This is a genomic window from Mesorhizobium sp. M0088, from assembly GCF_040322895.1.
Lineage (GTDB): Bacteria > Pseudomonadota > Alphaproteobacteria > Rhizobiales > Rhizobiaceae > Mesorhizobium.
In genome coordinates, this window is sequence record NZ_JAMYUI010000012.1 from 120799 (window position 1) to 139560 (window position 18762).

The following is an 18762-nucleotide window of genomic DNA, read 5'->3' on the forward strand; positions in this document are numbered from 1 at the left end:
TCGATTCGAGGAAGGGAGGCTCTTCATGCCGCGTCTTTTCACCGCCCTCGAAATTCCGCGTGACGCTGCCCTTTCGCTGTCCCTGCTGCGGGGCGGCTTGCCGGGAGCCCGCTGGATCGATGTCGAAAACTACCATCTGACGCTGCGCTTCATCGGCGATGTCCCCGGCCATGTCGCCGACGAGATCGCCAACGCGCTCGACCGCGTCCACCGCCCTTCCTTCTCGCTGGCGCTGTCCGGCGTCGGCGCTTTCGGCCAGAAGAAGCCACATGCGGTGTGGGCAGGCGCTTCCGCCTCGCCCGGTCTGGCCGCCCTTCAGGGCGAGATCGACCGCATCTGCCAGCGGCTCGGCATCCCGGCCGATCCCCGCAAGTTCATGCCGCATGTCACGCTGGCACGCTTACGCAATTCGACCCCGCTGGACGTCGCCCAATATCTGTCGGCGCGCGGCAATTTCTCGACGCTGCCGTTCCGCGTCGGCCGTTTCGTGCTGATGTCGTCGCGCGATTCGGTCGGCGGTGGACCCTACATCGTCGAGGAAGCCTGGCCGCTGTCAGGCACGGACGCCCGCGCGTCCAGCCTTGTCGCCAGCGCCTCCGACGCCTCGCGGATCATGCGATAGGCGGAAGCGAAGGCTTCTGCCTCGTCATGATAAGGATCCGGCACGTCGCGTGCCTTTCCCTGCGCGAACTCCAGGAACAGATGGATGCGGTCCTGCACGGCTGCCGGCGCCAGCGCCTTCAGGTCGGCGACATTCGACCGGTCCATGCCGAGGATCAGGTCGAAACGGTGGAGGTCCTGCGGCGTGACCTTGCGCGCCCTTTGCCCGGAAATGTCAACGCCGTGCCGCACCGCGACCGCGATCGCGCGTCGATCGGGGGCAGAGCCGGCCTCCCAGTCACTGGTTCCCGCTGAATCGAGCAGGATATCCCGGGCCGACCCGCGCTCGGCCCAAACCGCGCGGAAGACACCTTCCGCCAGCGGCGACCGGCAGATATTGCCGAGGCAGACGAAGAGAATGGAGTTTATGGGCTTCGCGCTCATCGATCCGTCGCTATGGTAAGGGTCGTTTTCGAATATCACAGGATATGGACATGGCGAGAGAGAAACTGGGCAGGCAAGCCGCTGAAGCCGCATTGACCGGTCTTGACGGCTGGGCGCTGGCGGAAGACGGCGCTTCCATCAAGCGCACATTCACCTTCGCGAATTTCTCCGAGGCTTTCGCCTTCATGACCCGCGTCGCGCTTGCCGCCGAGACGATGGACCATCATCCCGACTGGTCGAATGTCTACAAGACCGTCGATGTGACGCTGAACACTCACGACGCCGGCGGCGTCACCGCGCTCGATATCGATCTGGCCAAGAAAATGAACCGTTTTGCCGGCGCCTGAGGCCTGGTATCGCCTCGACAAGCCCAAATCGGCACCGGCATCTTGTAGCCGGGGTCGGGTTTCACCACATTTTCCCCCGCGGGCATGCGCCGGATGCGCATGGGCGCTCGCAAGGAGACACTGATGGCGCAACAATCCGGTTTTGATTTCTTCGGCTTTGGCGGCAAGCTGGCAAACGAGAGCGAAGTGCGCGAGAAATTCTGGCGCACAGCCAAGAAGGCCGCGCGGCAGATCCCCTACATGGAAGAGGTCGTGGCCGCCTACTACTGCGCCATGGACAAGAACACCCCGCTGCGCGCCAAAGGCATTCTGCTCGCGGCGCTCGGTTATTTCGTGCTGCCGGTGGATGTCATCCCCGACTTCGTCTTCGGGCTTGGCTTCACCGACGACATCGCCGTGCTCACCGCCGCGATCACCGCCGTCAGTGCCCACATCACCACTGCGCACCGGCAAGCCGCCAGGGACGCCATGGCCGACAAGGGCTGAACTCACGCACGGAACGCCGTTGAAGCCGGCTTTCTGCGGCAGCGTAAAAAGTCAAACTCTTGCCGCTTTCGTGGCCTCCAAGTCGCCAAAGGGATGTCGCGCCAGCCGCTCGCAAGGCGGCGGCGCGGGAATGGCGGCGGTTTCCTCGGGTAAGGATCCTTTTCTCTTCGGAAATTCACCGTTTGGTAACCCAGATTAAATCAAAATGAAGCGACGGGCAGGACGCCAAGCCGGCCTGCCTCCGCACCATTTGGAATACGGGAAAAGCGATGCGCGGATTAATTGCACTAGTTTCGAGCCTGGTCCTGGTGGCCGTGGCAGCGCCGGCGCTGGCGCAGTCGGCGACCAAGATCGGCCAGCACAATGCCTGGGGCACCTACAGTTACCAGGCATCGGGCGGCAAGGTCTGCTATGTCCTGACCGTGCCGACCGACAAGCAGCCGCCTACGCTCGATCATGGCGACATGTTCTTCTTCGTCAGCCAGCGGCCCGGCCAGCAAGTGTCCTACGAGCCGCAATTCATTGCCGGCTACAACTTCCAGGACGGCTCCAAGGCCACCGTGACCATCGACAAGAAGACGTTTTCGATGTTCACCCGCGGAAAATCGGCCTGGGTCGAGAATGCCGCCGAGGAGCCGGTGCTGATCGCCGCCATGAAGACCGGCACCGACATGAAGGTGACGGCGAAGTCCGGCCGCGGCAATCCCACCTCCTATGTCTTCTCGCTGAAAGGTATTTCGGCGGCGCTGACGTCGATTGCCAAGTGCAAATAGGCAAGGAGTGCAGGCACGCACTTCGCTTTGAATGAAAGGCCGGGCCGCGAAGCCCGGCCTTTTTGCTTTCAGCCTTGCGCCGATCCCGGCCCGGCCTCCGCCCGCCGCCGCCGGATCGCCTCGGCGATGAAAACACGCGACAGCGCGTGGTAGAGCGGCTCGTGCGAGATCATCCGCGCCGTACCGTAGCCCAGCATCGAGGCCAGCATCAGCGCGATGACATTGTCGTGATTGCCGGTCATCTCCAGGATGATGACGAAGGCCGTCATCGGCGCCTGCACCACCCCGGCGAAATAGCCGGCCATGCCGAGCAGTGCCGCAGCCCCCGTGCTGGCGCCGAAGAGGAGGCCGAGCGAACTGCCGATGCCGGCGCCGACCGCCAGCGAGGGCGCGAAGATGCCGCCCGGAATGCCCGAGATCATCGACAGCAGTCCCGCCAGGAACTTTTCGGCAAAGAAGAACCATGGCAGCGGCGTGCCTTCGACGGCGCCCCGTGCCTGCACGTAACCGGTGCCGAAGGTCAGCCCGCCCGAGGCGATGCCGATCACTGCAACCAGCAGCCCGCAGACGGCCGCGACCAGCAAAGCGCGCTGCAAAGGCTGCCCAGTGTTCCAGCGCCGGATCCGGCGTGTCGCCTTCAACGCCAGCAGCGAAAACAGCGCGCCGAGCCCGCCGCCGATGACGCCGCAGGCGATCACCAGCGGCCACTCGGCGGCAAACGAGATCGTGTCCTTGGCGACGCCGAAATAGGTGTAGTTGCCGAGCAGGCCGAGCGAGGCGAGGCCGGCCAGGATCACCGCCGTCAGCACCAGCCCGTTGGTACGCGCCTCGTAGGTGCGGCCCATCTCCTCGATGGCGAAGACGATGCCGGCCAGCGGCGTGTTGAAGGCGGCGGCGATACCGGCGGCCGACCCGGCCAGGATCAGGCCCCGCGCCTGCACCATGCCGCCCCAGCGCGCCGCCTGCAGCATCAGCGACGCGCCGACCTGCACGGTCGGACCCTCGCGGCCGATCGAGGCGCCGCAGAACAGGCCGACGATGGTGAGCATGATTTTGCCGACCACCAGCTTGAGGGACAGGATATGACTTCGGTCCTCGTCGTCGCGAAGATGGCGGGCGGCGATCGCCTGCGGAATGCCGCTGCCTTGCGAGCCGGGAACGAAGGTGTGGGCAAGCCAGGCGCACAGCACGAAACCCAACGGCGTAACGGCAAGCGGCAGATAGAAACGCCAGCCGCCTCCGTCTCCTGTCATCAGGTGAAACAGTTCCTGCGCCCTGTCCGCCAGCACCGCGAACAGCACGCTGATCACACCGATGCCAAGCGCTCCGGCCCAGAACACCAGGCGCGGCTGCCACACCCGCCGTGAGCCCCACATCGCGCGCGAACGCCGCAGCATGGGATATCTTCGCGATGTGCCGGCCATGTCTGTCCTCGAGCGGGGAGTATCGAGCCCTAACACGTGCAGGCCAGAGGTTAAACCGGCACAACCCATGACTCTGCCCTCAACCTGTGCTATGCGCCGCGCTTCCTTTCCGGCACGATGCGTGAAATCGGCCGCAAACCGCTTATATCAGTGCAACCATGACCCTTTCATTCGATCTCACCACTGACGGCGCCCGCGACGCGTTGCGCGCCCGCGCGGCACAGCCCGAAAAGCCGTCGCTGATCGGCCTGACGCGGGTCGAGCTCGCCGAGGCTCTGGTTGCATCAGGCACTGTGCCCGAGCGCCAGGCGAAAATGCGCGCCCAGCAGCTGTGGCACTGGATGTATGTGCGCGGCGTCTCCGATTTCGCCGGCATGTTCAACATTTCCAAGGATCTGCGCGCCGAACTGGACAAGCACTTCACCGTCGCCAGGCCCGAGATCGTCGAGGAGCAGATTTCCGCCGACGGCACGCGCAAATGGCTGTTCCGCTTTCCGCCGCGCGGCGCCGGCCGGCCGGTCGAGATCGAGACTGTCTACATTCCCGAAGAGGGTCGCGGCACGCTGTGCATCTCCTCGCAGGTGGGCTGCACGCTGACCTGCTCGTTTTGCCACACCGGCACGCAGAAGCTGGTGCGCAATCTGACGGCTGAGGAGATCCTCGCCCAGCTGCTCACCGCCCGCGACCGGCTCGGCGATTTTCCCGACCGCGACACGCCCGACGGCGCCATCGTGCCGGCCGAGGGCCGCAAAGTGTCCAACATCGTCATGATGGGAATGGGCGAACCGCTTTACAATTTCGAAGCGGTCAAGAAGGCGCTGCTGATCGCTTCCGACGGTGACGGCCTTTCCTTGTCGAAGCGCCGCATCACGCTGTCGACCTCCGGCGTCGTGCCGGAAATCTTCCGCACCGGCGAGGAGATCGGCGTCATGCTGGCGATCTCGCTGCATGCCACCAATGACGATCTGCGCGACCTGCTTGTGCCGATCAACAAGAAGTATCCGCTGAAGGAGCTGATCGCCGCCTGCCGCGCCTATCCCGGCCTGTCGAACGCCAAGCGCATCACCTTCGAATATGTGATGCTGAAGGATGTCAACGATTCCATCGAGGACGCCAAGGGGCTGATCAAGCTGCTCAAGGGCATTCCGGCCAAGATCAATTTGATCCCGTTCAACCCGTGGCCTGGCACCAACTACCAGTGCTCGGACTGGGAGACGATCGAGAAATTCGCCGACTACATCAACAACGCCGGCTATGCCTCGCCGATCCGCACGCCACGCGGCCGCGACATCCTCGCCGCCTGCGGCCAGCTCAAGTCCGACTCCGAGCGCATGCGCAAGGTCGACCGGCTGGCGCTGGAAGCGATGATGATAGCGGGGCACGGCGAGGCGTGAGCCGCCCCGTCGCCTGGCTGAAGCGCCTCGCCGTGATGGCGGTCGGCTATATCGCCGCCGTGCTGACCTCGATCCTGGTCCCGGTGCTGCTGATCGCTCTTCTGGAAGGTTTGGAAGATGGCAACTGGTCCATCATTTTCGCTTTCGACTGGCTGGGTTCCTTCCCGCTCGCGGTGTTGACCGTGACGATCGCCGCGCTGCTGATCGTCGGCCCGGCGCTCTTTGTCGCTGAATGGTTTTCGCTTCGGGGATGGTTCTACTTTGCCGCCACGGGTGCGATCACGTCCATCGCCTTTGGCGTGTCCATGCCGCGCTCGGCCGGCAGTTTTATCTTCAATCCGGGCTTTCTCGGTTTCCTGGCCACCGCCGGCATTGCCGCCGGTTCGGTCTACTGGCTTCTGGCCGGACGCAAGTCGGGCATGCGCCGGGATTTGGGCCGAGATCTGGGATGACCCGTCTCGTCGGCTACCTCATCCGTTTCACCGTCATCCTGTTCGGCTATGCCGTCGCCTCGCTGGCGGCGAGCGCCTTCCTCAATATCCTGTTGCTGGCATCGCTCGGCTACACGCCCGAGCATGCGCATCCGACGGCGACGGCTTCCCTGTATTTCTCAATTCCCTTCGCCGCCCTGTTCGTCGCCTATTTCGCCCTGATGCCGGCCTCTGTCGTCATCCTGCTTGCCGAAATCCTCGGCCGGCGCGACTGGCTGTTCTATGCGCTGGCGGGCGCGGTGGTTGCCGGTGTTTTCCTCGGGCTTGCCGACCACAGCGATGACACCGCCTTCGTCATCAGGGACACCAGCGCCATCATGGCCGTGATCGGCAGCGGCATGGTCGGTGGTATCTTTTATTGGCTCAGCGCCGGGCGCTGGGCCGCAAGCTGGTGGCAAGGCGAACCAGACTCAAAAGAAGATGGCCAGACAGGATGACGGCGCCTACTTCGCCTGGGCCGTCAGGATCTTGAGGGCGAAGGCGGAGAACACGCCGGCAAACAGATAGTCGACCACCCGCGTGACGCGCGGGCTGGCCTTCATCGCCGCCGAAAACTTTTCCGCCGCCAGCACCATCGGTACCGTCACCGGCACCGACAGCACGATGAACATCAGCCCAAGGAAAAACAGCTTTCCCGGTGCGTTCGGATCATGCGCAGAGACGAACTGCGGCAGGAAGGTCATGAAGAACAGGATGATCTTCGGATTGAGCAGATTGACGCCAAGGCCCGCCGCCCAGCTGCGCAACAGCGAAATCTCGGGGCCTGTCTTCTTCTCCGGCGAAAAGGCCGAGCCCCTGGTGATTGCCTGCCAGGCCAGGAAGACGAGATAGCCCGCGCCGAAGATCTTCAGCACGAAGAAAGCCATCGGCGAGGCGACGATCAGCGCCGAGACACCGACAACCACCAGCGTGGTGTGGATCAGCGCGCCGCACAGCGCGCCGGCCATCGAGGCAAAGCCGGTGGCACGGCCCTGGTTGAGCGTGCGCGAGACGAACAGCGTCATGTCCGGACCCGGCGTGATCGCCAGGATGACCGTGGCGATGGCGAACTGGATCAGCGTGGCAGTGTCTGGAATGAACGACATGAGCGGCCCCAGGGAATTGGGAGGCCTATACAGGATGCGCCATGACGATGCCAGACACAGCAGCCACCCGATGTCGATCCAGAAGGCGTCCGCAAGGCATTCGCTGGACGGCCGGCCGCGGCGTCCTATGCCTGCCTGCTCAGCCGCATCCTCGCCGGCTCCTCCGCGACGAGTTGATCGTTGCTAACATCGGCGTCCCCGGTGATCTGGTCGATCGGCTTGGGCCGGCCGAGGAAATAGCCTTGCGCCTCGTTGCAGCCTTCGACCTGCAGGATGGTGAGCTGGACATGCGTCTCGACGCCTTCGGCAAGCACCGGAATGTCGAGGCTGCGGCCCAGCGTCAGCACCGCCCGGATGATGGCCTTGGCCTGCGGGCTTCGCTCGACGTCAGCCATGAACGAGCGGTCGAGTTTGATCTTGTCGAAGGGAAACGAGCGCAGCGTATCGAGCGATGAATAGCCGGTGCCGAAATCGTCGATCGCGATCGTCACCCCCAGCGCCTTGATCTGGCGCAGGACATGCAGCGTGCGCACCTTGTCGGCGACGATCGTCGATTCGGTCAACTCCAGTTCCAGCCGTTTCGGCGACAGTCCGGTCTCGATCAGGATTTGATGGATGAGCTTGGCGAGATCGGCATGGGCGAACTGTACCGGTGACAGATTGACCGCAATCTTGTGGCCATTGCCCCACGAGGCCGCCTGCCGGCACGCGGTCCGCAGCACCCATTCGCCGATCGCCATGATCGAGCCGTTCTCTTCGGCAATCGGGATGAATTCAGCGGGCGGGATCATGCCGTGCACGGGATGGGTCCAGCGCAGCAGCGCCTCGTAGCCGCAGGTGGCGCCGGTCGGGACCGAGGTCTGCACCTGATAGTGCAGCGAAAGCTCGCCGCGGTCGATCGCCTGGCGAAGGTCGGAGGCCAAGGCACGGCGCGCCCGCGCCGTCTCGTCCATGGCGGATTCGTAGAAGCAGACGGCTCGCGTGACGTCGTTCTTCGCCCGGTACATGGCAAGATCGGCATTGCTGACCAGCCGCTCGCGGTCGGCTCCGTCGCGTGGATAGACCGCGACGCCGATGCTGGCGCCCGCGGCGATTTCGAAATCGTCGAGCCGCAACGGCTCGAACAGCGACTTCTCCAGCCGCGAGACCAGCCCGAGAAGGTCCTTCTGATCCTTGAAGCGCTTGATCGCGGCGAACTCGTCACCGCCGAGCCGGGCGACGAACTCGCCCTCGCCGGTGAGTTTCGCCAGCCTGCGGGCGACGATCTTGAGCGCCTGGTCGCCGGCCGCATGCCCCCTGAGGTCGTTGATCTCCTTGAAGCGGTCGAGATCGATGACGATGACCGCCGTCATTGTGTCCTCGCCCTCGCGTGCCCGGTCGATCTCATGGTCGAGGCGGTCGTTGAAGGAGACCCGGTTGGGAAGGCCGGTAAGGGCGTCGTTGAGGGCGAGATGCTGAAGCCGCTCGAAACTCTCCAGACGGCCACGCTCATCGATCAGATAGCTGGCGAAGCCGGTGGCCGCGACGATCAGGCCCACCACGGCGACGGCGACCGCCATTGCCACCAGAATATCGGGATTGGTGCCTGTGCTGATGAAGGACAGCGGCGTCACCGCCACCGCGGCCATAGCCGTGAAATGCAGGCCGACGATCGCCAGCACCAGCAGCCCGATGGCGAGATAATGCGACCAGCGGTATGGCCGGCGCACGGCATGGCCGACGGCCAAGGCGGAGAACACGGCCGAGATGACCAGTGAGGCCACGACATAGGAGCCGTCCCATTCGACGATGCCGGCAACATGATAAGCCATCATGCCGGTGTAGTGCATGGCCGAAATCGCCAGGCCGACGACGATGCCGCCCCATTCCGGAGCCAGGCGCCGGCTCTTGCCGGATGCGAGGGTGAAGCCCAGCCCGGTGCCGATGATGGCGATGACCAGGGATGCCATGGTCAGGACCGGATCGAAGGTGATCGGCGCGCCGGGCTGGTAGGCCAGCATGGCGATGAAATGGGTGCACCAGATCGACGAGCCGGCGGCGACCGCGGTCAGGAACAGCCAGCCCTTCATCTGCACGCCGGCGGTTTTCCTCGAACGGTCGAAGAGGCCGATGGTCACCCAGCAGCCGGTGACGCACATCAGCGCCGCCAGCAGGACAAGCCACAGATTATGCTCCATGGCGATGCATGATATAACGCGCATCAAGAACGGCCCGAGTCCGAGGACACCCACGACAAAGCAGGCAAGAAGCCGCCCGGAACGTGGTCAAGGCGGCTTTGTCGTAAGTGTTAGCGGCACGGCGTGAAAACTTGATTAAGTCCCTCCAGCAAATGCAGCCTTTGATTGCAGCAGATTGTTTTCGCTGCCGGCCGCCCCCGGCCATGCGCTGGACCAGAAGCCGTGCATGCACGCGTGCTTGCTCGCTCTGCCGTTCCTGCTAAAAGGCGCTGCGACAATCCGTGACGCCCAGGCTGGGGCGTCCGCCATCGACGGAGTAGAAATGTCCAAGGCCAAAGACGTCAAAAAAGTCGTGCTTGCCTATTCAGGCGGTCTCGACACATCCATCATCCTGAAATGGCTGCAGACTGAACTCGGCGCCGAAGTCGTGACTTTCACCGCCGATCTCGGCCAGGGCGGCGAACTCGAGCCGGCCCGTCGCAAGGCCGAGATGATGGGCATCAAGGACATCCGCGTCGTCGACGTGCGCGAGGAATTCGTGTCCGACTTCGTCTTCCCGATGTTCCGCGCCAACACCGTCTATGAAGGCACCTATCTGCTTGGCACCTCGATCGCGCGGCCGCTGATCTCCAAGCATCTGGTCGATATAGCGCGGGAAACCGGCGCCGACGCGATCGCGCATGGCGCCACCGGCAAGGGCAACGATCAGGTGCGCTTCGAGCTTTCGGCTTACGCATTGAACCCCGACATCAAGGTCATCGCGCCGTGGCGCGACTGGTCATTCAAGTCGCGCACCGACCTGATGAATTTCGCCGAGCAGCACCAGATCCCGGTGCCGAAGGACAAGAAGGGCGACGCACCGTTCTCGGTCGACGCCAACCTTTTGCATTCGTCCTCCGAGGGCAAGGTGCTGGAAGACCCGTGGGTGGAGCCGCCCGAATTCGTCCACCAGCGCACCGTTTCGCCGATGGACGCACCTGATACCGTCACCGAGATCGAGATCGAGTTCCTGAAGGGCGATCCGATCGCGCTGAACGGCAAGAAGCTGTCGCCGGCGACCATGCTGGCGGCACTCAACGATCTTGGCCGCGACAATGGCATCGGCCGGCTCGACCTGGTCGAGAACCGCTTCGTCGGCATGAAATCGCGTGGCGTCTACGAAACACCAGGCGGCACGATCCTGATTGCCGCCCACCGCGCCATCGAATCGATCACGCTCGACCGTGGGGCCGCCCATCTCAAGGACGAGTTCATGCCGCGTTACGCTGAGCTGATCTACAACGGCTTCTGGTTCGCGCCCGAACGGCTGATGCTGCAGGCGATGATCGACAAGAGCCAGGAAGAGGTCGAGGGCACGGTGCGCCTCAAGCTCTACAAGGGCAACGTCATGGTCACCGGCCGCAAGTCGAAGAAGACGCTCTATTCGGATGCGCTGGTCACCTTCGAGGACGACCGCGGCGCCTACGACCAGAAGGACGCCGCCGGCTTCATCCGTCTCAATGCGCTGCGGCTGAGGACGCTGGCCGCGCGCAACCGCGCCAAGTAGGGCGGATGCGCGGTTTCGGTCGCTGCCTGGCGCCCCTGGTTGTTCTGGCGACGCCGGCGGCGGGCCAGGAGTTCGACCCCGCCTCTCTCGACCTTCCGGCGCTGATCGAGTGCAGGGCGGACGTTCCGACCTACAACGACTTTGCCCTGTGGCTGTCCAGCGCACCGGGTGCCGTTGAAACGCTTGGCTGGAAGGAGGTTGCCTCGGGCAATCCGTTTCTCAGCCAATACGAACTGCCGGCCAAAATCCGCGTGTTCAACCGCGAGACAGGATCGATCGTGTTTACCGCTGCGGGGCCGATGGCCGTGCTCGACGGCGTTGCCGCGCCGGAGCTTGCCAAAGAACTCAACGTCATGGCCGCTTTTTCCACGCCGCAAAAATTCCTTGGCGAGAAAGTCGTTGTCCAAAGCACCGAAGAGTCGGAAGGATTGACCTTCTCAACGGACGTCAAGCTCAACGTCTCGACCGTCGAATCCCACCCCGGCAAGACCCTGGCCGGCTGCTCCTACACGCTCGAAATCAAATAAAAACCCGGCATTCGCGCCGGGTTTTTGATCAAGTCAGAAATGGCCGGGGCCTTCTGCCCGGTGCATGGTCCGTCAATCGCCGTCGATCGCCGTGGCGATGCGGGCGATGGCCTGCTGATAGACGCTCGCGGAATTCCAGCCGGCAATCGCGCCCATATTCGCACTCGCGCTCGCGCCCGCCCGCCAGCCATGGCCCTTGAGGAAGTTGGCGGTGGAAGCCAGCGCCGTGCCCTTGTCGCGCAGGTTTCCGCCGCCGACGCCATATTTCAGGACGTTTCCTGGCAGGAACTGCGTGTGTCCGATCTCGCCATGCGCGGCGCCGACCGACGAGGCTGACAGCACCCCGCGATCAACCAGCTTCAGGGCTGCGATGGCATGCGGGTAGAAGAACCCTGGGCGGCGGCAATCATAGGCAAGCGTCAAAATGGCAGAGACGGTGTTCTGGTTGCCCATGGCCGAACCGAAGCCGGTTTCCATACCCCAGATGGCGAGCAACACGCCCGGCGACACGCCGTAATTCGCTTCGATCTTGGCGAACAGCGCCGCATTCGACTTTTTCAGCGACCGGCCCTTGGAAATAATCGCCGCGCCGCCGCGCCGCCGCATGAAATCGTCCACCGAGCCGCTGAAAGCCTTGTGAATGCCGCGGTCGACGGAGATCGTCTTAGTCGCGTAGTTCGCCCCGGCCAGAGCGGCCAGCCCCTTGGCGCCCACACCTTCCGACCTGGCCTGCGCGGCAAAATCCTGCTTCCAGGCCTCGAAGCCGGCGCCGGTCTTGCCGCAGCTGGCCGCTGCCTGTGCGCCCGTCGCCAGCGCAAGCACCGCTACCACGGCCGCTGCAAACATCTTTCCCTTGGCAAGAATTGCCATGTTGATCTCCTGGTTGCCTGAATCACGTCCCAATTGCGAACTTGCCAGCGAAACGCGCACTTGTCACTGTCACCGCTGCAATGCTGGCGAATGCCGTGGAATTTGCCTAGGATCAAGTGATTATTGTGGCAAGGGGGCTGCATGCAAGACGTTGATGTCGTCATCATCGGTGCCGGCTCGGCGGGTCTTGCCGCCGCCAGGACCCTGCAGGCCGCGGGGCTTTCCTTCACGCTGCTCGAAGCGATGGACCGAATCGGCGGGCGAGCCTGGACCAGCGACCAGCATTTCGGCGTGCCTTTCGACATCGGCTGCGCCTGGCTGCATGCCGCCGACCGCAATCCCTATTTTCCCGAAGCCCAGGCGGCAGGCTGGACGTTGCATCATCACGACATGAACGTTGATCATCTCTACTACCGCGAGCGCAAGGCGAGCGAAGCGGAAGAAGCCGACATGAAGGCCGCCGACGCAAAGCTGTTCGAACTGCTGGCCAGGCATGAAGTGAAGGACGGAGATGACGATCGTCTTTCGGCGCTTTTGGCAAAAGGCCATGCGCCGCGCGCCGCCGCCACCTTCGCCGGGCCGATGGATTTCGGTGCCGACGAGGACGAAATCTCGATCCTGGACTTCCAGGCCGCGGCCGATCTCGACCCGAACTACTTCAGCAAGGAGGGCCTTGGCGCGCTGGTGGCGCGTTTCGGCGCCGGCGTGCCGGTCGAACTGTCGACGCCGGTGCGCAAGATCCTGTGGGACGTGCCCGGCGTCGCCTGCGTCACCGATCGCGGCACCGTCCGCGCCAAAGCGGTGATCGTGACCGCTTCGCCGGCGGTGCTCGCCTTCGAGGAGATCGCGTTCTCGCCGGCCCTGCCCGACACGCATTTCGGCGCCTTCTTCGACCTGCCGATGGGCATGCTGACCAAATTGCCAGTCGAAATATCGGGCACCAGGCTCGGGCTGCAGCCCTTCGACGACCTGCTGATCGAACGGATGGCCAGGCACGACATCTACTTCCTCTGCTTCCCGTTCGACCTTGACTTGATGGTCGGCTTCGTCGGCGGCGATTTCGCCTGGGAAATGTCGGCGGCCGGCGAGGCGGCCGGCATCGACTTCGTCGTCGACCGGCTGTGTGGCATCTTCGGCGGCGATACGCGCAAGCATGTCGGACGCGCAATGATGACCAATTGGGGCGGCGAGCGCTTCGTGCGCGGCGCATATGCCGCGGCCCGCCCCGGCCGTTCACTGGCGCGCGCCGCACTCATGCAGCCGGTGGCCGACAAGATCTTCTTCGCCGGCGAGCATCTGGCCGGCTCGCTGGTCCAGACCTGCGGCGGCGCACGGCTGTCGGGCGAGGCGGTGGCAAGGCAGGTTGTCGCCCAGCTTGCGGCCAAATAGCTTCAGGTAATGTGGAACACCGCGCGGCTGTTCGCGTTGGGCACGGGCCGCCGTGAACATTTGTGTCACCTCCGGTGAATTGAGACCAACATGAAACTCTTCGACTGCCCGCATTGCGGCCATCGCATCTATTTCGAGAACGCCCAGTGCCTGAACTGCGGGAACCCCGTGCTCTACGATCCCGAGCACGCCTGTTTTGCGCTGGCGGGCGTCGATGGCGTCTTCCAGTGCACCAACGCCGATGAATGCGCCTGCAACTGGATGGCGGAACCGGGTCACGCTTTTTGCCGCGCCTGCGTGCTGAATCAGCTGATCCCGGATCTCTCCGTCGACGGCAACCGCCGCCGCTGGATCCGTGTCGAAGCGGCGAAGAAGCGCGCCATCTACTCGCTGCTGGCCTTCGGGCTGCCGGTGGCGCCCAAGCAGAACCCGGCCGACGAGATCGGCCTGGCATTCGACTTCCTCGCCGATCCGATCGGCGGCGGCCCCGGCGGCGAGCGGATTCTTACCGGCCACGACAATGGCCTGATCACGCTCAACGTCGCCGAGGCGGATTCGGCCGAGCGCGAGAAGCGGCGCGTCGAGATGGGCGAGAACTACCGCACCTTGCTCGGTCATTTCCGCCACGAGCTCGGGCACTATTACTGGGACCGCCTCATCCGCGACGATCCGCACAGGCTCGAAGCTTTCCGCGCACTGTTCGGCGACGACCGCGCCGATTACGAACAGGCGCTGAAGGCCTATTATGCCAATGGTGCGCCGCCCGACTGGCAGCAAGGCCACATCTCGGCCTATGCGACCTCGCATCCATGGGAGGACTGGGCCGAGACCTGGGCTCATCACCTGCACATCACCGACACGCTGGAAATGGTGCACGCGCTGAACTTTCCGCTCGGCCGGCTGGAGACGGTGGAGGCCAACGACTTGCCGCGCGGCGACACAGGCGGCGGGTTGCAGGCCGCACCCTCGGAGCCGGCGACCGCGCCCGAGCCTTTCGAGAAGATCCTTGCCCGCTGGCTGGTGCTGTCGGAAGCCTCCAATTCGATCAACCGCTGCATGGGCCTGCCCGACCTCTACCCCTTTGTCATTTCGGACGTCACGGCACGGAAATTGGAATTCGTTCACGAACTTCTGACCGATTTGCCTGGAGAACACGGAACAAATCGTGAGTTGGCGCAGGCGCTTTAGCGGGAACGCATGAGCTGCTGCCCCGTTTTCGCTGGCGAGGGACCATGAAAACGGAGAGAAACCATGAAATCCCTGTTGTTTCCTGCGGTAGCCGGAATGCTGACCGTGATGTCGGGCGCCGCGTTTGCCGATACCGCCGTCTCAGCCGTCACCGATCTTAACGTGCGCGCCGGACCCGGCCCGCAATATCCTGTGATCGGCGTGCTCGCCGCCGGCCAGTCGGCAACGCTCAATGGCTGCATCGAAAACAGCAAATGGTGCACCATAGCCGAGGCTGGCGGCCAGGGCTGGGTCTATTCCGACTATGTGACGGCCGATATCGGCGGCAGCCGCGTGGTGCTGACGGAACGGCGCTCCAGCGTTGCTGTCGTCTCGCCGCCGGAGGACATCGGCAACTACTCGACCGATTATACCGGCGCGATCATCGCCAGCGATCCGGTCGTGGATGACTTCCCCCCGCCTCCGGCTGAAGTCCGCACCTATGTCGACACGCATCGCCTCGATCCCATCTATCTCGAAGGCGAAGTGGTAACCGGCGCGACCCTGCCCGACACCGTCGAGCTGCGCGAGATTCCGGACTACAACTACCGCTATGTCTATGTGAACGGCCAGCGGGCGCTGATCGATCCGCAGACCCGGCGCATCATGTACGTCGTGCGCTGACGACAATTGGCACAAGCGGCCGCTGCGACAGCAGCGGCCGCCAGCAGGCGGCGCTGCCGCGCGTCGCCTCTCCTGCGTCGACGCTGCTCTGAGCGTTGTCCTTTGCGGAAAACGATTCCGATTTCCAGGCATCGGTTAGTCAATAGGCGATGACTTTGGCAAAGGAGCCCGCGTGACCATCGATCCGGCCGCCTTCGAGCGTTACAGGCATTCGCCGAACGTCCGGACGACCTTGCCGCGCCAGTTGTTCGGAACGGGGATCGTCGTCCTTTTTTGGGCAGCAACCACTGTGGCCGTGCTGGTCGGCGGCACCTATGCCTTCATCGCCTGGCAGGCGACCCCATCATCCGGCATTCAGGGCTTCCTCGCTTCGCCCCTCGGCATCCTCACCGCGCTCGTCTCGTTCGCCGGCATCTGGATCGGCCTGTGGGTCGCGATGCGCTGGGTGCATGGCGAGAAGCTGTCGGCGCTGCTCGGCAACAGCCGACGAGTTTCATGGTCCGGCTTCCTCAAAGGGCTGATCGCGGTGCTGATCACGTCGTTCATATCCGAGGTCCTGCTCTATCTGCTGCAGCCGCAGATCACGCGTGGCCCGATCGGCCTGTCGTCTTGGCTGCTGTTTGCGATCCCGATCGCCGCGCTCACTTTGCTGCAGACATCCTCTGAAGAGGTGCTGTTTCGCGGCTATCTGCTGCGCGGTCTCGCCAACCGGTTCACGAGCCCGTTCGTCTGGGCCCTGCCGCCGGCCCTGCTGTTCACCTCGCTGCATTGGAGCGCGAGTTCGTCGCCAGCCATCAATGCTTGCGTGCTGGCTTCGATCGCCGCTTTTGCGCTGCTGCTGACGCTTGTCGTCTACGCAACCGGCAATCTCGGCGCCGCCCTGGGTGCTCATCTCGGCAACAACCTGACCGGCTTCCTGCTGATTTCGCATCAGGAAAGCTACAATTCCTTCGCCCTGTTCAACGCCAGGCCACTCGAAGGACCGGGCTGGACGACGTCGGATGCGGTTCTCATCGCCTTCATCGGCATCGCCTGCAGCATGCTGACCATCGTGCTGCTTCTACATCCGCGTTCGCCGCTCAAGCTCGCCGCCGAGCTTCCGGACCGGACGAGCACGGCGTGATTGCAGACCCGGGAACGACGCAATCCGGCCTTGTCTTGACTCCGCGTCCGATTTCCTGTCTACACGCCCCGAATTCCGCGACGAGTATCCCTCCGAGCAAGCCGACCAGGACGCCGAAACCTCTTTGAGGTGAAGTGCTGTAAATCGATCCTGGAGGCCAACACCCGGCAGCGCTGAGCGCCCCCGGGTGCTTTTTGGTTTTGGCTTTTGGTTGGACACTGGGCGCGAACGCATTACCTCTCGGGCATCATCCGGATGCCAGGGAAAAGGAAAACGAATGTTTGAATCGCTACAGGAACGTCTTGGTTCGATCCTGAACGGCCTGACCGGCCGCGGCGCGCTGTCGGAGGCTGATGTCTCGGCGGCGCTGCGCGAGGTGCGCCGTGCGCTGCTCGAAGCGGACGTGGCGCTGGAAGTGGTGCGCTCCTTCACCGACAAGGTGCGCGAGAAGGCCGTCGGCGCTGCCGTGGTCAAGTCGATCAAGCCCGGCCAGATGGTCGTCAAGATCGTCCATGACGAACTGGTCGACATGCTCGGCGCCGAAGGCGTCGCGATCGATCTCAATGCCCCGGCGCCGATCGTCATCATGATGGTCGGCCTGCAGGGTTCCGGCAAGACGACCACTTCGGCCAAGATCGCCAAGCGTCTTTCCGAGCGTCAGAACAAGAAGGTCCTGATGGCCTCGCTCGACACGCGGCGCCCCGCTGCGCAGGAGCAGCTTCGCCAGCTCGGCGAACAGGTCAAGGTCGCCACGCTGCCGATCATCGACGGCCAGTCGCCGGTCGACATCGCCCGCCGCGCCGTGCAGGCGGCCAAGCTCGGCGGCCACGACATCGTCATCCTCGACACCGCCGGCCGCACCCATATCGACGAGCCGCTGATGGTCGAGATGGCCGACATCAAGAAGGTGTCGAGCCCGCACGAAATCCTGCTGGTCGCCGATTCGCTGACCGGCCAGGACGCCGTCAACCTGGCCAAGAGCTTCGACGAGCGCGTCGGCATCACCGGCCTCGTCCTGACCCGCATGGACGGCGATGGCCGTGGCGGTGCGGCTCTTTCGATGCGCGCCGTCACCGGCAAGCCGATCAAGCTGATCGGCACTGGCGAAAAGATGGACGGGCTGGAGGAATTCCACCCAAAGCGCATCGCCGACCGCATCCTCGGCATGGGCGACATTGTCTCGCTCGTCGAAAAGGCCGCCGAGAACATCGACGCCGAACAGGCGGCGGCGATGGCCAAGAAGATGCAGTCGGGCAAGTTCGACCTGAACGATCTCGCCGGTCAGCTTCAGCAGATGTCGAAGATGGGCGGCATGGGCGGCATCATGGGCATGATGCCCGGCATGGGCAAGATGAAGGACCAGATGGCCGCCGCCGGTCTCGACGACAAGATGTTCGGCCGCCAGCTCGCCATCATCTCGTCGATGACCAAGGCCGAGCGCGCCAATCCCGATTTGCTCAAGCATTCGCGCAAGAAGCGCATCGCCGCCGGTTCCGGCACCGACGCGGCCGAAATCAACAAGCTGCTCAAGATGCATCGCGGCATGGCCGACATGATGAAGGCGATGGGCGGCAAGGGCAAAGGCGGCGGCCTGATGCGCGGCATGATGGGCGGCCTCGCCTCCAAGATGGGCCTCGGCGGCATGATGCCCGGCGGTATGGGCGGCATGATGGGCGGCGGCATGCCGGACCTGTCGAAGATGGACCCCAAGCAGCTCGAGGCCTTGCAGAAGCAGGCACAGGCAGCCGGCCTTGGCGGCGGCATGAAAGGCCTTCCCGGCGGCGGTGGCCTGCCCAGCGGCATGCCAGGTCTGCCCGGCGGCATGAAACTCCCCGGGCTTCCCGGCCTCGGCGGTGGCGGGCTGCCCGGCCTTGGCAAGAAGAAGTGAGGACGCCATGAACGAAGAGAAGGACATGGCCGACGCCCGCGCCCTCCTGGCCGATTACCGGGCGTCGATCGACAACATCGACGCAGCCCTCATCCACATGCTGGCCGAGCGCTTCCGCTGCACCAAGGCGGTTGGCGTACTGAAGGCGACGCATGGCCTGCCGCCGGCCGACCCGGCACGCGAGCAGCAGCAGATCGCCCGGCTTCGCCAGCTGGCGAAGGATGCCCATCTCGACCCGGATTTCGCGGAAAAATTCCTCAACTTCGTCGTCCGCGAAGTGATCCGCCACCACGAACAGATCGCCGCTTCCAACGGCGTGATGAAAGCCGGCTGAGAAACCAGCCACC

20 protein-coding genes are annotated in these 18762 nt (G+C 64.1%); 15 read left to right on the forward strand and 5 right to left on the reverse strand.

Going from position 1 to position 18762, the window contains the following annotated elements; genetic code table 11:
- Positions 1-25 precede the first annotated feature (25 nt).
- Positions 26-622: an RNA 2',3'-cyclic phosphodiesterase gene (thpR, locus tag NKJ67_RS16250; RefSeq protein ID WP_127268359.1), complete on the forward strand. Its 597-nt coding sequence runs from the start codon at positions 26-28 to the stop codon at positions 620-622.
- On the opposite strand, the gene NKJ67_RS16255 is transcribed toward thpR, so the two are convergent.
- Complete coding sequence (locus NKJ67_RS16255) at positions 526-1044, reverse strand: low molecular weight protein-tyrosine-phosphatase (RefSeq protein WP_256747776.1); 519 nt, start codon at positions 1042-1044, stop codon at positions 526-528. The two genes, thpR and NKJ67_RS16255, sit on opposite strands and share 97 nt — an antisense overlap.
- A 50-nt stretch (positions 1045-1094) precedes the next feature.
- Between NKJ67_RS16255 and NKJ67_RS16260 the strand changes: the two genes are divergently transcribed.
- From NKJ67_RS16260 to NKJ67_RS16270, 3 genes are all read left to right on the forward strand, one after another.
- The gene (locus NKJ67_RS16260) at positions 1095-1391 is read left to right on the forward strand and encodes a 4a-hydroxytetrahydrobiopterin dehydratase (protein WP_023811314.1); all 297 of its coding nucleotides are present in this window, start codon (positions 1095-1097) and stop codon (positions 1389-1391) included.
- 123 nt (positions 1392-1514) lie between these two features.
- Positions 1515-1877 (forward strand): YkvA family protein, encoded by a 363-nt coding sequence (locus tag NKJ67_RS16265; RefSeq protein WP_128307367.1) that lies wholly within the window; start codon positions 1515-1517, stop codon positions 1875-1877.
- Between the two features lie 269 nt (positions 1878-2146).
- Positions 2147-2650, forward strand: a complete 504-nt coding sequence (locus tag NKJ67_RS16270) for an invasion associated locus B family protein (protein WP_127268363.1) — start codon at positions 2147-2149, stop codon at positions 2648-2650.
- Positions 2651-2718: 68 nt separating this feature from the next.
- Here NKJ67_RS16270 and NKJ67_RS16275 read toward each other — a convergent pair whose 3' ends face one another.
- Complete coding sequence (locus tag NKJ67_RS16275) at positions 2719-4074, reverse strand: chloride channel protein (protein WP_127271175.1); 1356 nt, start codon at positions 4072-4074, stop codon at positions 2719-2721.
- Between the two features lie 158 nt (positions 4075-4232).
- On the opposite strand from NKJ67_RS16275, the gene rlmN reads away from it, so the two are divergent.
- The 3 genes from rlmN to NKJ67_RS16290 are packed head-to-tail and all read left to right on the forward strand — an operon-like array spanning position 4233 to position 6396.
- A complete protein-coding gene (gene rlmN, locus NKJ67_RS16280) occupies positions 4233-5468 on the forward strand; it encodes a dual-specificity RNA methyltransferase RlmN (RefSeq protein ID WP_127271171.1) in 1236 nt (411 codons plus the stop codon).
- Between the two features lie 35 nt (positions 5469-5503).
- On the forward strand, positions 5504-5920 hold the full coding sequence (locus tag NKJ67_RS16285) for a hypothetical protein (protein WP_236382957.1): 417 nt from the start codon (positions 5504-5506) through the stop codon (positions 5918-5920).
- Positions 5917-6396 carry a hypothetical protein gene (locus NKJ67_RS16290; protein WP_352581937.1) on the forward strand — a complete coding sequence of 160 codons (480 nt, stop codon included), beginning with the start codon at positions 5917-5919 and terminating at the stop codon, positions 6394-6396. The genes NKJ67_RS16285 and NKJ67_RS16290 overlap by 4 nt, the downstream gene beginning before the upstream one ends.
- A gap of 6 nt (positions 6397-6402) precedes the next feature.
- Here the strand turns inward: NKJ67_RS16290 and NKJ67_RS16295 are convergent, their stop codons facing one another.
- Both NKJ67_RS16295 and NKJ67_RS16300 read right to left on the reverse strand, forming a co-directional pair.
- A complete protein-coding gene (locus NKJ67_RS16295) occupies positions 6403-7044 on the reverse strand; it encodes a LysE family translocator (RefSeq protein WP_352581938.1) in 642 nt (213 codons plus the stop codon).
- Positions 7045-7169: 125 nt separating this feature from the next.
- A complete protein-coding gene (locus tag NKJ67_RS16300; RefSeq protein ID WP_352581939.1) occupies positions 7170-9245 on the reverse strand; it encodes a putative bifunctional diguanylate cyclase/phosphodiesterase in 2076 nt (691 codons plus the stop codon).
- 298 nt (positions 9246-9543) lie between these two features.
- On the opposite strand from NKJ67_RS16300, the gene NKJ67_RS16305 reads away from it, so the two are divergent.
- Together NKJ67_RS16305 and NKJ67_RS16310 are read left to right on the forward strand one after the other, a co-directional pair.
- A complete protein-coding gene (locus NKJ67_RS16305) occupies positions 9544-10767 on the forward strand; it encodes an argininosuccinate synthase (protein ID WP_127271182.1) in 1224 nt (407 codons plus the stop codon).
- A gap of 5 nt (positions 10768-10772) precedes the next feature.
- On the forward strand, positions 10773-11294 hold the full coding sequence (locus NKJ67_RS16310) for a hypothetical protein (protein WP_352581940.1): 522 nt from the start codon (positions 10773-10775) through the stop codon (positions 11292-11294).
- 72 nt (positions 11295-11366) lie between these two features.
- Here the strand turns inward: NKJ67_RS16310 and NKJ67_RS16315 are convergent, their stop codons facing one another.
- The gene (locus tag NKJ67_RS16315; protein WP_127329335.1) at positions 11367-12164 is read right to left on the reverse strand and encodes a lytic murein transglycosylase; all 798 of its coding nucleotides are present in this window, start codon (positions 12162-12164) and stop codon (positions 11367-11369) included.
- A 141-nt stretch (positions 12165-12305) separates the two neighbouring features.
- On the opposite strand from NKJ67_RS16315, the gene NKJ67_RS16320 reads away from it, so the two are divergent.
- The 6 genes from NKJ67_RS16320 (at position 12306) to NKJ67_RS16345 (ending at position 18749) form a co-directional block, all read left to right on the forward strand.
- Positions 12306-13553 carry a flavin monoamine oxidase family protein gene (locus tag NKJ67_RS16320; protein ID WP_127271188.1) on the forward strand — a complete coding sequence of 416 codons (1248 nt, stop codon included), beginning with the start codon at positions 12306-12308 and terminating at the stop codon, positions 13551-13553.
- A gap of 90 nt (positions 13554-13643) precedes the next feature.
- Positions 13644-14741 (forward strand): zinc-binding metallopeptidase family protein, encoded by a 1098-nt coding sequence (locus NKJ67_RS16325; RefSeq protein ID WP_352581941.1) that lies wholly within the window; start codon positions 13644-13646, stop codon positions 14739-14741.
- A gap of 63 nt (positions 14742-14804) precedes the next feature.
- Positions 14805-15404, forward strand: a complete 600-nt coding sequence (locus NKJ67_RS16330; protein ID WP_127269501.1) for a DUF1236 domain-containing protein — start codon at positions 14805-14807, stop codon at positions 15402-15404.
- A gap of 172 nt (positions 15405-15576) precedes the next feature.
- Positions 15577-16527, forward strand: coding sequence for a CPBP family intramembrane glutamic endopeptidase (locus tag NKJ67_RS16335; RefSeq protein WP_352581942.1), 951 nt, complete (start codon positions 15577-15579; stop codon positions 16525-16527).
- 277 nt (positions 16528-16804) lie between these two features.
- Entirely contained in the window at positions 16805-18415 is a 1611-nt protein-coding gene (gene ffh / locus NKJ67_RS16340) for a signal recognition particle protein (RefSeq protein ID WP_128289594.1), read from the forward strand.
- 7 nt (positions 18416-18422) lie between these two features.
- Positions 18423-18749 (forward strand): chorismate mutase, encoded by a 327-nt coding sequence (locus NKJ67_RS16345; protein WP_023811329.1) that lies wholly within the window; start codon positions 18423-18425, stop codon positions 18747-18749.
- Positions 18750-18762: the final 13 nt, after the last annotated feature.